The 13,310-nt window shown below is 35.8% G+C and carries 14 protein-coding genes; 9 read left to right on the top strand and 5 right to left on the bottom strand.

Going from position 1 to position 13,310, the window contains the following annotated elements; genetic code table 11:
* Positions 1-93: 93 nt before the first annotated feature.
* A complete protein-coding gene (rsgA, locus tag JOE44_RS06280; RefSeq protein ID WP_209784814.1) occupies positions 94-1,020 on the top strand; it encodes a ribosome small subunit-dependent GTPase A in 927 nt (308 codons plus the stop codon).
* 589 nt (positions 1,021-1,609) lie between these two features.
* Positions 1,610-2,026, top strand: coding sequence for a nucleoside-diphosphate kinase (locus JOE44_RS06275; protein ID WP_209784813.1), 417 nt, complete (start codon positions 1,610-1,612; stop codon positions 2,024-2,026).
* 80 nt (positions 2,027-2,106) lie between these two features.
* Here the strand turns inward: JOE44_RS06275 and JOE44_RS06270 are convergent, their stop codons facing one another.
* Positions 2,107-3,954 carry an alpha-L-fucosidase gene (locus JOE44_RS06270; RefSeq protein WP_245169722.1) on the bottom strand — a complete coding sequence of 616 codons (1,848 nt, stop codon included), beginning with the start codon at positions 3,952-3,954 and terminating at the stop codon, positions 2,107-2,109.
* Between the two features lie 190 nt (positions 3,955-4,144).
* Between JOE44_RS06270 and JOE44_RS06265 the strand changes: the two genes are divergently transcribed.
* From JOE44_RS06265 to JOE44_RS06255, 3 genes are read left to right on the top strand one after another with little or no spacing between them, the layout of a single operon-like run.
* Entirely contained in the window at positions 4,145-4,366 is a 222-nt protein-coding gene (locus JOE44_RS06265) for a hypothetical protein (protein WP_209784811.1), read from the top strand.
* A 15-nt stretch (positions 4,367-4,381) separates the two neighbouring features.
* A complete protein-coding gene (locus JOE44_RS06260) occupies positions 4,382-5,467 on the top strand; it encodes a DUF692 family multinuclear iron-containing protein (RefSeq protein ID WP_209784810.1) in 1,086 nt (361 codons plus the stop codon).
* A gap of 35 nt (positions 5,468-5,502) precedes the next feature.
* Positions 5,503-5,988, top strand: a complete 486-nt coding sequence (locus JOE44_RS06255) for an anthrone oxygenase family protein (protein ID WP_245169721.1) — start codon at positions 5,503-5,505, stop codon at positions 5,986-5,988.
* A gap of 217 nt (positions 5,989-6,205) precedes the next feature.
* On the opposite strand, the gene rpe is transcribed toward JOE44_RS06255, so the two are convergent.
* Positions 6,206-6,856, bottom strand: coding sequence for a ribulose-phosphate 3-epimerase (gene rpe, locus JOE44_RS06250; protein WP_105682664.1), 651 nt, complete (start codon positions 6,854-6,856; stop codon positions 6,206-6,208).
* 328 nt (positions 6,857-7,184) lie between these two features.
* Entirely contained in the window at positions 7,185-8,258 is a 1,074-nt protein-coding gene (locus tag JOE44_RS06245; RefSeq protein WP_062670358.1) for a M42 family peptidase, read from the bottom strand.
* 51 nt (positions 8,259-8,309) lie between these two features.
* On the opposite strand from JOE44_RS06245, the gene JOE44_RS06240 reads away from it, so the two are divergent.
* Positions 8,310-9,014 (top strand): DUF4294 domain-containing protein, encoded by a 705-nt coding sequence (locus JOE44_RS06240; RefSeq protein WP_209784808.1) that lies wholly within the window; start codon positions 8,310-8,312, stop codon positions 9,012-9,014.
* 21 nt (positions 9,015-9,035) lie between these two features.
* Here JOE44_RS06240 and JOE44_RS06235 read toward each other — a convergent pair whose 3' ends face one another.
* Both JOE44_RS06235 and mnmD read right to left on the bottom strand, forming a co-directional pair.
* On the bottom strand, positions 9,036-9,452 hold the full coding sequence (locus JOE44_RS06235; RefSeq protein ID WP_142015296.1) for an NUDIX hydrolase: 417 nt from the start codon (positions 9,450-9,452) through the stop codon (positions 9,036-9,038).
* 207 nt (positions 9,453-9,659) lie between these two features.
* Positions 9,660-10,334: a tRNA (5-methylaminomethyl-2-thiouridine)(34)-methyltransferase MnmD gene (gene mnmD / locus JOE44_RS06230; protein ID WP_105682660.1), complete on the bottom strand. Its 675-nt coding sequence runs from the start codon at positions 10,332-10,334 to the stop codon at positions 9,660-9,662.
* Positions 10,335-10,419: 85 nt separating this feature from the next.
* On the opposite strand from mnmD, the gene JOE44_RS06225 reads away from it, so the two are divergent.
* The 3 genes from JOE44_RS06225 to JOE44_RS06215 all read left to right on the top strand — a co-directional run bounded on the left by JOE44_RS06225 (position 10,420) and on the right by JOE44_RS06215 (position 13,292).
* Positions 10,420-11,490, top strand: a complete 1,071-nt coding sequence (locus tag JOE44_RS06225) for a branched-chain amino acid aminotransferase (protein WP_105682659.1) — start codon at positions 10,420-10,422, stop codon at positions 11,488-11,490.
* 170 nt (positions 11,491-11,660) lie between these two features.
* Positions 11,661-12,173, top strand: coding sequence for an FKBP-type peptidyl-prolyl cis-trans isomerase (locus JOE44_RS06220; protein ID WP_209784807.1), 513 nt, complete (start codon positions 11,661-11,663; stop codon positions 12,171-12,173).
* A gap of 81 nt (positions 12,174-12,254) precedes the next feature.
* Positions 12,255-13,292 (top strand): peptidylprolyl isomerase, encoded by a 1,038-nt coding sequence (locus JOE44_RS06215; protein WP_245169878.1) that lies wholly within the window; start codon positions 12,255-12,257, stop codon positions 13,290-13,292.
* Positions 13,293-13,310: the final 18 nt, after the last annotated feature.

Below are 13,310 nucleotides of genomic sequence, written 5' to 3'. Positions count from 1 at the left end.
GCCATCAGGATGTAGTGCAATTGAAACATGTGTTTTTAAACCTATTTCCTGAATGCTAAGCCCTAATTGCGTATATTTGCACCAGCATTATCTATGAAAGGAAAAATCATTAAATCTACAGGCAGTTGGTACCAGGTTTTGGAATTGGAAACAAATAAAATTTTCGAGGCCAGAATCAGGGGAAAATTCAAATTAATAAAAACAAGACTTACCAATCCACTTGCTGTAGGAGATTTTGTTGAGTTTCAGCTGGAACAGGATGATATCGCATGGATCACGAAAATTGAACCAAGAACCAACTACCTGATCAGGAAATCAGTAAACCTTTCAAAAGAAGCCCATATTATTGCTTCCAATATTGATTTGGCTTGCTTTATATTTACATTGAAACATCCTGAAACATCTTTAGGATTTCTTGACAGGTTTCTGGCATGCTGTGAAGCCTATAATATTACACCGGTTATTCTTTTTAATAAAATGGATGTTCTCCACGAGGAGGAAATTGAAATTGTAAAAGACGTTGAATTCTTATATCAGGAAATAAGATACGAAACCCTGGAAATTTCTTCCTATTCAAAATTAAATCTGGATCAGCTTCAGGAGGTTCTTAAAGATAAAACTTCAGTATTTTTCGGCCACTCAGGTTGTGGGAAATCTACTTTGGTGAATGCTTTACAGCCAGGACTGAATTTAAAAACATCTGAAATTTCCGATACTCACCTGAAAGGAAAACATACAACAACTTTTGCACAGATGCATTTCTGGGATTTTGGCGGAAATGTTATTGATACGCCTGGTGTTCGTGAATTTGCCATGATTGATATTGAAAAAGAAGAGGTGCAGCATTACTTTCCTGAGATTTTCAAAAAAAGAGAAGAGTGCAAGTTTCATAACTGCCTTCACGTGAATGAGCCTAAATGTGCTGTTATGGATGCCCTTGAAACAGGAGAAATTCAACATTCACGCTATGCCACTTACATTAAATTGATGGATGAAGCAGAAGAAGCTTCTCAAAAATAAATAGCAACAGATATTTACTTTTTAATAATTACAGATTGATTCGGACAATCTGTACATTCCTGTTTTTTATTATGTGAGAATAATATTCTGACAATTCGCTTCTTTAAAGATTGGATTTAATACTTTCTTAAACTATATATTTTTTTTGATTATTTTTTTTTAGTTTTTAATGAAAAAAAATCTGTTTTTAGATAACTCTACTTTTCAATATTGCTTTTTTGGCAGATAACTCCACTTTTGTCATATTTTGGGTGGAAAGAAAAGTAATATTTTAGAAAACCGTTCAATTGTATTAATTGAAATAAAATCGGAAATAACCTTAAATATAGATCTATATTACGTTATAAATTACATAATTAATAAAAAACAGCCCTGTTTTTTGAAAATAAAAAACCCAGCCGAAGCTGGGTAAAAACTAATAACCATGAAAACTCAAATTAAACATGAGAATCGCAATAGAACAAACAATTACTGTGCCAAAGATTGCTTTAAGATTTCTTAATAAAAGTTATTTTTATGTTAAAAAAAAATTAAAATAAAAATCAAAGATATTTTTTGTAATTTTGCGCCATTAAAAAAATATACATTTATGTCTAACATTACATTCACTATGATTAAGCCTGATGCAGTTGCTGACGGACATATCGGTGCTATATTGGGTAAGATTGCTGAAGGAGGTTTTAAAATCAAAGCTTTAAAATTAACTCAGCTTACAGTTGCTGATGCAAAAAAATTCTATGAAGTACATGCTGAAAGACCATTTTATGGAGAATTAGTAGAATTCATGAGCTCTGGTCCTATCGTTGCAGCAGTTTTAGAAAAAGATAATGCAGTTGAAGACTTTAGAACATTAATCGGTGCTACTAACCCTGCAGAAGCTGCGGAAGGTACTATCAGAAAAATGTTTGCAAGAAGCATCGGAGAAAATGCTGTTCACGGTTCAGATTCTAACGAGAATGCAATAATCGAAGCTCAGTTCCATTTTTCAGGAAGAGAGATTTTCTAAGAAAATCATCTTACAAAATAAAAAATCCGGAGAATTTTCTCCGGATTTTGTTTTTATATGAATTCTTATTTCAAACCTTATTAAAGGTTGTTTTCAATGGCTCCTACATTTTCTCTGTACAGTTCTAGAGGTTTATCAAGCAGAACGGCAATAACAGTCATCTGTTTATCTAATCTTTCTTTAGGAATATCAATATAAATAATTCCTGGCCGGTCACTCCAGTAAAGTTTATTGTAAATAGTATGGCTGAGCATACTGCCATCGCCTACGATTCTTATTCGGGAAATGTCATTTTTTATTCCTTTCAGAGCGATAGGACCGGTAGGCGTTCCTTCCACAAAGAGATAAAGAGTCTGTTTGTCTTTTGATAAAGCACTCATTCCCGGATAATGACCCGCCGGAAGACCTTTTCCTGTCTCAAATAATGCTTCTGCATGTTTGCTTATCCATTCCAGGGTTTCTGGATTTGTGTTAGGCGTTTTTTTTATTTGCATGTCAAGACCGTCATTGGTCAAGCCTTCATGGGTCAGTAAATTACTATCATAATTCAACGTATTAGCTATGTCGTAGGCCGCTTCCTGGGCATTCTTTTTATTCAGTATTTCAACTAGAGAGTGTTCTTCTTTCTTAAAATCTTTTATAAATACGGGAGGAGCATCAAAAATAAGTTCTGCCACAGTGACATCTTTGTCAAATTTCACCTTAGAAAAATTCAAGGTCAATGTTTTTTCTGGGTTATAATCCACTTTAACGGAAGCTGATGGATCTCCGATGATTTTTACGGAAAGAGGTTGGGTTGCCAATCCATAGATTTTTGTAAAATTTTTGGCTTCTTCAAGATAAAGGAATAACGACTTTTTAGAAGTTGATAAAGATGATTTTCCTTTGTAATTATCAAAAGGAATTCCGCGGGTTGTTTCATAGATGGCCTGCTGGTTTTTTGAAGTCCAGCGTCCAAGGTTTTTTAGAATTTCAACTTGTTCTTCAGGAATGGTGCCGTCTGATTTTGGACCGATATCAAGCAGAAGGTTTCCTCCCATGCTTATGACGTCTGCAAGGGTTCTGACAATCATATTGGGAGTCTTATAATTTTTGTCATAAGGTTGATATCCCCAGGAATCATTCATGGTGTAACAAAGCTCCCAGTAAGGATTTTGTGGGGGAATGACAGGAATGCCCTGTTCGGGAGTATCATAATCTCCATGATTGTTAAGTCTGGAATTGATAATAATATCAGTATTGTGTTTCCTGAGCAAATCTATGGTTTGAATCGTTTTCCATTCTTCAGAAGTGTGTTCCCAGTTTCCATCAAACCAAATAAGATCCGGTGAATATTGCGTAGACAACTCGTTAAGCTGATCCTGATAATAGCGGATGAAATTCTGCCACAGTGTCGGATTATTTTTTACTTCATACCGTAGTTTTGTCCGGGTATTGATATCATAATAAGGATGGCTCCAATCCGGTAAAGAGAAATAAAGACCTGTTTTTAATCCGGATTTTTTAATTGCGGAAATAAAAGGACTTAGAATATCTTTTTTTGCCAGGGAATTTTGAGGAATACTTATTGCCTTTTCTGCCTTTGAATTCCACAAGGAAACACCGTCATGATGTTTTGTGGTAATGACAGCATATTTTGCTCCGGATTCTTTAATCAGGTTGACCCATTGTTCCGGCTGGTATTTTGAAGCTGAAAAACCATTCAGCTGTTTCATATAATTTTCGTGATTAATATAATTATTGAAGAATGACCAGGATTCGGAGATTCCATTAACGGAGTAAATTCCCCAATGAATAAAAATACCCAGTTTGGCATTTTTAAACCACTCCATTTTTTTGCTGTTGTCAACTGTTTGAACCTGGGCATCGGTATGATATGCAGAAAATACCAATCCAAGGAAAACAGCTTTAATCAGACTGCTTTTCATATATAGATTTATTTGAACATTAAATATAGATAAAGAAAACATTACAGCAATAGTTTCTTGCTATTTAATCATTCCTGTTAAAGCGTTTGTTTTTTTATTGTATTTTTAAAAACTGAGCAATTGAAGTTTTGTTTTCACAATAAAATGGAAATGGAACGTTTCTTGTAAAATTTATCTGAAAAAAGCAATTATGAAAATTCCGGCAATATTAATGGCAAGTTTATTAGCAGTAGGTGTATCTGCACAGACTACTAAACCTGAAACTAAAACGAAAAAGCCTGTTAGAAAAGTAAAGAAAGCAACTTCTCAGGATACGGTTGAAAAGAAAAAACCGGGAGCTCCTAAGCCAGATGTAAAAAAAGATACGCTTGTGCTTCGTGGACATGGCTGTCCGGCCTGCGGAATGGGATAGGAGATGAGAAAGCCAATGTTAGGAGTGTCAATGATGGCGGAAGCAGATTTTGTTTCTGCTATTTTGCCGTTGTTGCAAAATAATTCCATAGAAGTGATGGAGTGGTCTTTTGACACCCTTTATCATGCCCATGAACCGGATTGGCTTCACGATTTACTGAATTTTTACGCAGAAAATGACCGTTTGATAGGCCATGGAGTGTACTATTCTTTGTTTGATGCGAGATGGACAGAAAGGCAGGAAGAATGGCTAAAAAAATTAACAGAAGAAGTCAGTCTGCGGAAATACAATCATATTACGGAACATTTTGGTTTCATGAATACTGAAAATTTTCATCAGGGAGTGCCGTTGCCGGTATCTTTACATCCCAAAACTTTAGAAATAGGACAGGACAGATTATACAGGCTTCAGGAAGCGGTGAATATTCCTGTAGGTATAGAAAATCTGGCGTTTTCATTTTCCATCGATGATGTGAAAGAACAGGGTGTTTTCCTTGATAAACTTACGGAAGGCACAAAGGGTTTTCTGATTCTCGATCTCCATAATATTTACTGCCAGTCCTGTAACTTTGGAGTACCGATTCAGGAAATCATTAATTTGTATCCTTTGGATAAAGTAAAAGAAATCCATCTTTCGGGTGGGAGCTGGCAGGATAGTGTGTATGGGGACAAACAGGTGAGGAGAGATACACATGATGATGTTATTCCTCAGGATATTCTTTCTGTTTTGCCATCTGTACTTACACAATGTCAAAATCTGGAATATATTATTATTGAAAGGCTTGGAGATACGGTAAAAACAGAAGAAGAAAAAGATAATTTCCTGAATGATTTTAATACCGTAAGCAAGATTATTGAAACTTCAGACTGGAAAGTGAAAGGAAAAAACGGCTGGAGTAAAAGGGAAATGAAACTTTCGGAGAAACCTTTAGAAAACCTGGTTTTATATGAGGAGCAATCCAGACTGACCAAGCTTCTGTTTGATAATGTAGAAGTGAAAGCCATTAAAGATCAGGATTTTCATTATTTTAAAACAGAAAACTGGGATGCCGAAATGATTCTTACCGCCCAGAACATCATTAAAAAATGGAATCCTTATTAATTCTATTCTGGTAACCAAAATCAAATTATATGAAAATGACAACACTAGTATTGATCATTACCGCTGTCCTCACTGCTTTGATAGGAGGACTTTTCTATGCTTATTCATGCTCCGTTGTGCTCGGGCTGGGAAAACTTTCTGATACAGAATACCTGAAGGCAATGCAGAGTATCAACCGGGAAATCCTGAATCCTGTTTTCTTTATGAGTTTTATGGGGACTGTAATTCTCCTTCCCATGTCTACTTTTTTATTCCGTGGACAGCAGCCTGTTTTTATTTTTCTTCTGCTGGCCACATTAGCTTATTTGATTGGAGTTTTTGGAGTAACGGTGGCGGGAAATGTTCCCATGAATGATGCTTTAGATAAGTTTGATATCTCCAATTCCACAGCAGAAGCAATCAGGCAGATGCGGGAAAACTTTGAAAACAGATGGAATTTTCTGAATAATATAAGAACAGTCTTTTCTGTTATTTCTATCATTTTTGTGATCTGTGCCTGCATCTGGAACAGAGATGTGTGAAAAATATAATGGAATTAAGTGAAAATACTTACCCATCAGATTCGGTATTTCTACGGATGTGCAGGTTTGGTTTTATTCGGATCTTTGTGTTGTTAGTATGACAGTTTTAAACATTTTCAATACTTTGAAAAAAAGATTATAACCAAGACGACTTAAATTCCCAAACAAGAGAAAAGGCAGCCAATGGCTGCCTTTTGTGTATGATAAGAATAATCTATCAGATCTTTAAAAGTTCAATTGTTCTTTCAGGGCTCTCAGTTGAGAAAACAGCATTTCCTGCAACCAGAACATCTGCCCCCGCTTCAAATAATTTGGATGCGTTGTCAAGATTTACTCCTCCATCTATCTCGATAAGTGCAGTGGAATTGTTGCTTAAGATCAGATCTTTGGTTTCAGCAATCTTTTTGTATGTGTTTTCAATGAATTTCTGACCTCCAAATCCTGGATTCACACTCATTAATAATACAAGATCCACATCAGCAATAATGTCTTCAAGCATTAATACCGGAGTAGAAGGGTTTAAAACCACACCTGCTTTTGCTCCTTTACTCTGAATGTGATGGATGGTTCTGTGAAGGTGGGTACATGCCTCATAATGTACAGAAATAAGATCTGCACCATGGTTGATGAATTCATCAACATATTTCTCAGGCTCTACAATCATCAGGTGGACATCTACAAATTTTTTAGCATGCTGCTGAACGGTTTTCATTACCGGAAAACCAAATGAAATGTTAGGTACAAATCTGCCGTCCATTACATCAATGTGGAACCAGTCGGCCTGAGAATTGTTCAGCATTTCAATATCTCTTTGCAGATTCCCAAAGTCTGCAGATAAAAGGGATGGAGCAATAAGCTTCGTTTTCATTTTTACTTTTTATACTTTTACTTTTATTATCCTATTGAAAATGAACAGTCATGGGTAAAATAATAATAGGTAAGATATCCTGTTATTACAATCACTTCTATGACAGATAACTTTTTATTGTTGATATTTCTGAGTAAAAACCTGTCGACCACAAGGAGCCCAGATAGAACCAAAAAGAAAATTATTTCTATTGTAATTCCTAAACTTCCACTTGGATGAAGCGTAAATAATTGATAAACAATTATTGGAATTCCAAGCCCTGTCAATATAATAAATACAATAGAGATAAAAGTCGGCTTTTTAATTAAACCAGAAATAAAGTTCATTTTTAATGATATTTCAGTTTCATTTCCGGTTTAATCTTAAGGACTGTTTCATAGATTAGCTTAATTACATTACCTACATCTTCTTTAGATACCATTTCTACCGTAGTATGCATATAACGCAAAGGTAAGGAAATTAAAGCACTTGGTACTCCGCCGTTAGAATGGGCAAAAGCATCTGTGTCTGTTCCTGTAGCTCTGCTTGCTGCGGCTCTTTGGAAAGGAATTTTCTTTGTTTTCGCAGTATCAATAATCAGTTCTCTGATGGTATGGTGAACGCTTGGAGCAAAGAATACTACTGGCCCGGCACCACATTTCTGATCTCCTTCTTTTTTCTTTTCAATCATCGGAGTTGTTGTGTCGTGGGTAACATCTGTTACAATAGCGATATTCGGTTTGATGGTATCAGCAATCATGTCTGCTCCGTATAAACCTACTTCTTCCTGAACAGAATTGGTAATATAAAGCCCAAAAGGAATAGATTTCTTATTTTCTTTTAAAAGTCTGGCAACTTCAGCAATCATGAAACCGCCAATTCTATTGTCCAGAGCTCTGCATACAAAATATCTGTCGTTCATTTCAAAGAATTCATCAGGATAAGTGATCATACATCCTACAAAAATTCCCATTTCCTCCACCTCTTTTTTAGAAGTAGCGCCACAGTCGATAAAGATATTTTCGATTTTTGGAGTAGGCTCGTTTTGGTTGGTTCTTGTATGAATGGCAGGCCATCCGAATACTCCTTTTACAATTCCGTTTTCTCCATGGATATGCACAACTTTTGAAGGCGCAATAGTCTGGTCGGAGCCTCCGTTTCTGATGACATAAATTAAGCCGTCATCTGTAATATAATTTACATACCATGAGATTTCATCAGCATGCGCTTCAATCACTACCTTAAATTCAGCTTCCGGATTGATGATCCCATAGCAGGTTCCATAATGGTCTACTTCTATTTTGTCCACATAAGGTCGGATATAGTCCATCCAGACTTCCTGTCCTTTGTGTTCGTAACCTGTTGGAGATGATGTGTTTAAATATTTCTCTAAAAATTTCAAAGATTTCTTTTCAAATTTCATAAAAAGGAATGATTTTTGCGTTTAATTTTTGTTCTTATAAGTGTAAAAATAATGAATTTTAGTAAGATTATCTGCCTTTTTGTTTTCTTTTTTGGAGTCAGTGTTTTCGGCCAGAAGGATGGTATAGTGGCAAAACCACTCAATCAGTATCCGCCTGAATCCCTGAAAGTGGATGAATTTGGTAATAAGTATTATTATGACGAACAGCAGAAGATTAAGGTGTATGAAATCAATGGTGAGCCTGTTGTAGTCTTAGACGAGTTGGTTTTGGTGAATAAACCACGATTCAATAATCAGCTGGATAAGAATTACTATTACTTCCTGAATAAAAAGCTGTACAGGGTATATCCTTTGTTTGTCACCGCGCTGCAACAGTACAGAGATATTCAGAAAGATATGAATGACATGGATAGTAAAGCCAAAAGAAAGTTTGTAAGAGAAAGACAGAATATGCTTGCTGACCAATATGAAAAACAACTGAGAGATCTTACTACAACCGAAGGACAGGTTTTTGCCAAACTGATGAACAGAGCTACCGGAAAAAATGTATTTGAGATTATCAAAGAATTGAGAGGCGGATGGAGTGCTTTCTGGTGGAATGTAAAAGGAAAAATGGCTGATATTGACCTGAAAGAGCGCTATGATCCCCACACCAACAGAAGTGATGAATTTATAGAATCATTACTACAGTCCAACTGGAATTCAGGGTATCTGCAGCCTTATCCCGGAGCAAATGATTTTAAAGTAAAGAAATAATATAAATTCCTGTAAGAATACTTACAGGAATTTTTCTTTTAATTTATCGAATACAATTTTATCTATCGGAAGAGGAAAAGGATTGTCCGGTCTGTCAATGTCAATCCATTCTGTTTTTTCAATGCAGGGATCCAGAATAATAAAGTCTTCTTCATTAACGATATCTACTATATAATAGATGGTAAGAAGCTGCTCATTCTCTTTGAAACGGGATACCAGAAAGTTCTCCTGAGTATAGAAATGTTCCAGAATATTGATTTTTACATTAAGTTCTTCGTCAAACTCACGGTGCAGACATTCCAGTACACCTTCGCCATATTCCAATCCGCCACCCGGAAATTTCATTAAAGGTTCGCCGGCATATTCCTCAAATAAAGTCAGAACTTGTTTATCTTTTACCGCACACGCATACACTCTAATGTTGATCTTATCTATCATATATATAATGTATAATATTTGTATAGCTAATGTAAGAAATTTTGTTGGAAAAAGCCGGAAGTTGGAAGTGTGAAGCTGGAAGTTTTTAACACTATTTATCCTTAATAATGTTGAATTAACTTATCTTATATATTGATTATTATTTAAAAAATAAAATTAATTAAGCAGTCGGCTGTAAACATCCAGCTTCCATCCTCAAGCTTCCTTCTACATCTTAATTGCATTAATCATTTCTCTTTTTCCCGGAGGTCCCTGCTTTTTTTCTACCTGGAAATTGAGTTCCTGGAGAATTCTTCTTACACTGCCTTTAGAAGAGTAGGTTGTTAATAATCCGTTAATGGACATTTTGTCAGAAACCAGTTCAAATAATGGCTTTTCCCAAAGATCAGGCTGTACTCTTGCCCCAAAACAATCAAAGTAAACAAGATTAATTTTGGGCAGATCAATATGCTTTAGATCGAAAAAATCACATTCTATCTTTTTTAAGTTGAATCCGCTAATGATTTCTACTGGCTTTTCCCAATCTGCCAGATGAATTTTCTGATAAATATTTTTAAACTCTGGGTTATCAAAAAGTTCAAAGTAAGCTAAATCCTTAACTTCGGATTCATTTATGGGATATTTTTCAAGCGAAAAATAATTGATGACATGATTTTTGTCAGTTTTTAAATATTCATTAATTGTTACCAAAACATTCAAACCTGTTCCAAAACCGAGTTCTAAAATATTAATTTCGTAATCATTTATCAAATTTAGTCCATTTTTGATAAACACATGTTCGGCTTCCTGTAGTGCTCCGTGATGAGAATGGTAGTTTTCGTTTAAATCATTGATAAACAATGTTTTACTCCCGTCGTTTGTGGTCTTAATCTCTCTTTTCAAGCTATTTTTTTGTCAAATTTACTCTAAAATTTTTATATTTAGAAAATTATGTTAAATTTGTAGAACATCGTAAAAATTTTAAAAAATGATAATTCAAAAAACTGAAAACTCCAGAATTTCTACATTTGACCCTAACAATTTTTCATTTGGTGGTACTTTCATTGATCATATGATTATTTGTGAGTATGAAGACGGAAAATGGGGAGATGTAAAATTAGTTCCTTACGGTCCGATTCCATTTACACCTGCCATGATGGGAGTAAACTATGGACAAGCTTGTTTTGAAGGTATGAAAGCCTATAAAGACAAAGACGGACAGGTTTTCCTTTTCAGGCCTGAAAAGAATTTTGAACGTATCAATAAGTCTGCTAAGCGTCTTGCTATGCCTGAAGTGACTGAAGAAATGTTTTTAGACGGATTAAAGGCATTGGTAGATATTGACAGAGAGTGGATTCCACAGGGGGAAGGAATGTCTCTTTATATCAGACCTTTGATTTTTGCTACAGAGGAAGCTTTGAAAGCAAGAGTATCTAATAAATATATGTTTGCAATCGTTGCAACACCTGCGAAAAGCTACTATTCTGAGCCGGTATCTGTAAAAATCTCTGATCACTATTCAAGAGCTGCAAACGGAGGGGTAGGTTCTGCAAAAGCTGCAGGTAATTACGCTGCTTCTTTCTATCCGACACAGCTGGCCATTGAAGAAGGTTACGAGCAAATTATCTGGACAGATGATGCTACTCACGAATATTTCGAAGAGAGTGGTACAATGAATGTATTTGTTAGAATTAACGATACAATCTATACACCTCCAACGTCTGAGAAAATCCTTGACGGAGTAACAAGAGACAGCTTCATTCAGTTAGCTAAGAAAAGAGGAATCGAAGTGAAAATAGAACCAATTCCTGTGAAAACAGTAATTGAAGCTTTAAAGAATGGAGAACTTAAAGAAGTATGGGGAGTAGGTACTGCAGTAGTAACCACTCAATTCCAGGCTTTAGGGTACCAAGGTGAAAAATTGGAGCTTCCAAGATTATCTGATGAAGAAAGCTATGCTGCTCTTCTTAAGAAAGACCTGGTAGATTTACAAAACAACCTATCTGAAGATCCTTTCGGATGGAGAGTTACGGTAGATCATGCTTTAGAAACAGTATAATAGGATATAAATAACTATATTAAAGCCGGGTTTTTCCCGGCTTTTTTGTATCTATGTATTCAAGTGTTATGTAGGAATCGTTGCATGGAAAATAATATATTGTTACATTCACATATTTCTTTGCCAAGTTTTGTAATTGATTCGCGAAATGTGTATTTTCGCAAAAGTTTATGAAAAAAATACTCTTCATATCAGCCATAAGCCTGTTGAGCTGCAATAGAAATGCACAGACGGCCCATCCTCCTGTAGGGGGTGTTTTAAGCCAAAAAGATCTGGATGTTTCTAGAAACAGGATGAAAAATCTTAATACTATAGAACGGGGCCAGATTCAGGATTGGATCAGTGGTCAGTCTGTAAAGTATTATCCTACGCAGCTTAATTATTGGGTGACAGTGGAGGGCTATGATCAAAGGGAAAGAAGAAAGGATGAAACAACAATTTCTTATTCTTATGATCTGTACGATTTTGACCAGACTAAAATATACGATCAGCCTTTTGAAAGAAGAGATGCCAGATTCGGGCATTTTGATGAACTGAGAGCGGTGGAGAATGCTTTGCGTTTTATACGTGATGGAGAGGAAGTAACGCTTTTGGTACCGTCTTCTTTGGCTTACGGAACCTACGGAGACGAAAAGAAAATAGATAACGATATTCCATTAATCATAAAATTAAAAGCTCTATAATACATGAAATTGTTTAACAAGAATATAATTCTGGCAGCGACAAGTATTTCGCTGATGAGTTGTACCCCAATTTATAAAAAAATGAACGTAGACAAAGAAACTTACGAAGGTCTTAATGACGGACTTTATGCCAATCTTCAAACTACAAAAGGTAACCTGATTGTAAAGTTTGAGGACAAGAAAGCACCAGTAACTGTAGCCAACTTTATCGGTCTTGCAGAAGGGAAAATCGACAACAAAGCTAAGGCTAAGGGAGTTCCTTACTATGATGGAACTATTTTCCACAGAGTGATCAAAGATTTCATGATCCAAGGGGGAGACCCTAAAGGAACTGGAGCTGGTGATCCTGGATATAAATTCGAGGATGAAAGAAATGACCTTAAACATACAGGAAAAGGTATTCTTTCTATGGCAAACTCAGGACCGAATACCAATGGTTCTCAGTTCTTCATCACGGAGGTGGCTACACCTTGGTTAGACGGAAGACACACCATCTTCGGAAAAGTGGTAAAAGGAAATGATGTGATTGATGCTATCGCTAACGTTGAAAAAGGAGCTCAGGATAAACCTAAAACAGATATCGTTTTAGAAAAAGTTTCTGTTTTCAGCAAAGGTGACGAGTACAAGCACTACGATGCAGCTAAGACTTTCAACGAAGGAAAAGCTAAAATTGCAGAAAATAATAAAGCTTTTATCGCTAAAGAAGAAGCTGAAAAGAAGAAAAAAGAAGAAGAATTCAAAGCTAACCAGGAGAAATTGGTTGAAAACCTAAAAGCTGGTATGCAGAAAACTGAATCAGGTCTTTACTATAAAATCACCAAAACTGCTGACGGTAAAGCTCCAAAAGCGGGTGACAATGTATCTGTACACTATGCAGGTAAATTGGTAGACGGAACTGAATTTGATTCTTCATTCAAGAGAAACGAGCCTATCGAAATTCCAATCGGAATGGGAAGAGTAATCAAAGGATGGGATGAAGGAATCCTGTTATTGAAAGAAGGTGAAACTGCTACTTTATTGATCCCGCCGGCGATGGCTTACGGAGAAAGAGGGGCAGGAGGAGTGATCCCGCCAAACTCTTGGTTAATTTTCGATGTTGAGCTTGTAAAAGTAAAATAATTGAATCCTTTTTAAGAT

The organism is Chryseobacterium sp. PvR013, assembly GCF_017833095.1.
Lineage (GTDB): Bacteria > Bacteroidota > Bacteroidia > Flavobacteriales > Weeksellaceae > Chryseobacterium > Chryseobacterium culicis_A.
This window is presented reverse-complemented; position numbering and strand designations above follow the sequence as displayed.

Excerpts from the sequence above, each read along its gene's own strand:
- rsgA (WP_209784814.1), top strand. The coding sequence starts at position 94 with ATGAAAGGAAAAATCATTAAATCTACAGGCAGTTGGTACCAGGTTTTG.
- JOE44_RS06275 (WP_209784813.1), top strand. The coding sequence starts at position 1,610 with ATGTCTAACATTACATTCACTATGATTAAGCCTGATGCAGTTGCTGAC.
- JOE44_RS06270 (WP_245169722.1), bottom strand. The coding sequence starts at position 3,954 with ATGAAAAGCAGTCTGATTAAAGCTGTTTTCCTTGGATTGGTATTTTCT.
- JOE44_RS06265 (WP_209784811.1), top strand. The coding sequence starts at position 4,145 with ATGAAAATTCCGGCAATATTAATGGCAAGTTTATTAGCAGTAGGTGTA.
- JOE44_RS06260 (WP_209784810.1), top strand. The coding sequence starts at position 4,382 with ATGTTAGGAGTGTCAATGATGGCGGAAGCAGATTTTGTTTCTGCTATT.
- JOE44_RS06255 (WP_245169721.1), top strand. The coding sequence starts at position 5,503 with ATGACAACACTAGTATTGATCATTACCGCTGTCCTCACTGCTTTGATA.
- rpe (WP_105682664.1), bottom strand. The coding sequence starts at position 6,856 with ATGAAAACGAAGCTTATTGCTCCATCCCTTTTATCTGCAGACTTTGGG.
- JOE44_RS06245 (WP_062670358.1), bottom strand. The coding sequence starts at position 8,258 with ATGAAATTTGAAAAGAAATCTTTGAAATTTTTAGAGAAATATTTAAAC.
- JOE44_RS06240 (WP_209784808.1), top strand. The coding sequence starts at position 8,310 with ATGAATTTTAGTAAGATTATCTGCCTTTTTGTTTTCTTTTTTGGAGTC.
- JOE44_RS06235 (WP_142015296.1), bottom strand. The coding sequence starts at position 9,452 with ATGATAGATAAGATCAACATTAGAGTGTATGCGTGTGCGGTAAAAGAT.
- JOE44_RS06225 (WP_105682659.1), top strand. The coding sequence starts at position 10,420 with ATGATAATTCAAAAAACTGAAAACTCCAGAATTTCTACATTTGACCCT.
- JOE44_RS06220 (WP_209784807.1), top strand. The coding sequence starts at position 11,661 with ATGAAAAAAATACTCTTCATATCAGCCATAAGCCTGTTGAGCTGCAAT.
- JOE44_RS06215 (WP_245169878.1), top strand. The coding sequence starts at position 12,255 with ATGAACGTAGACAAAGAAACTTACGAAGGTCTTAATGACGGACTTTAT.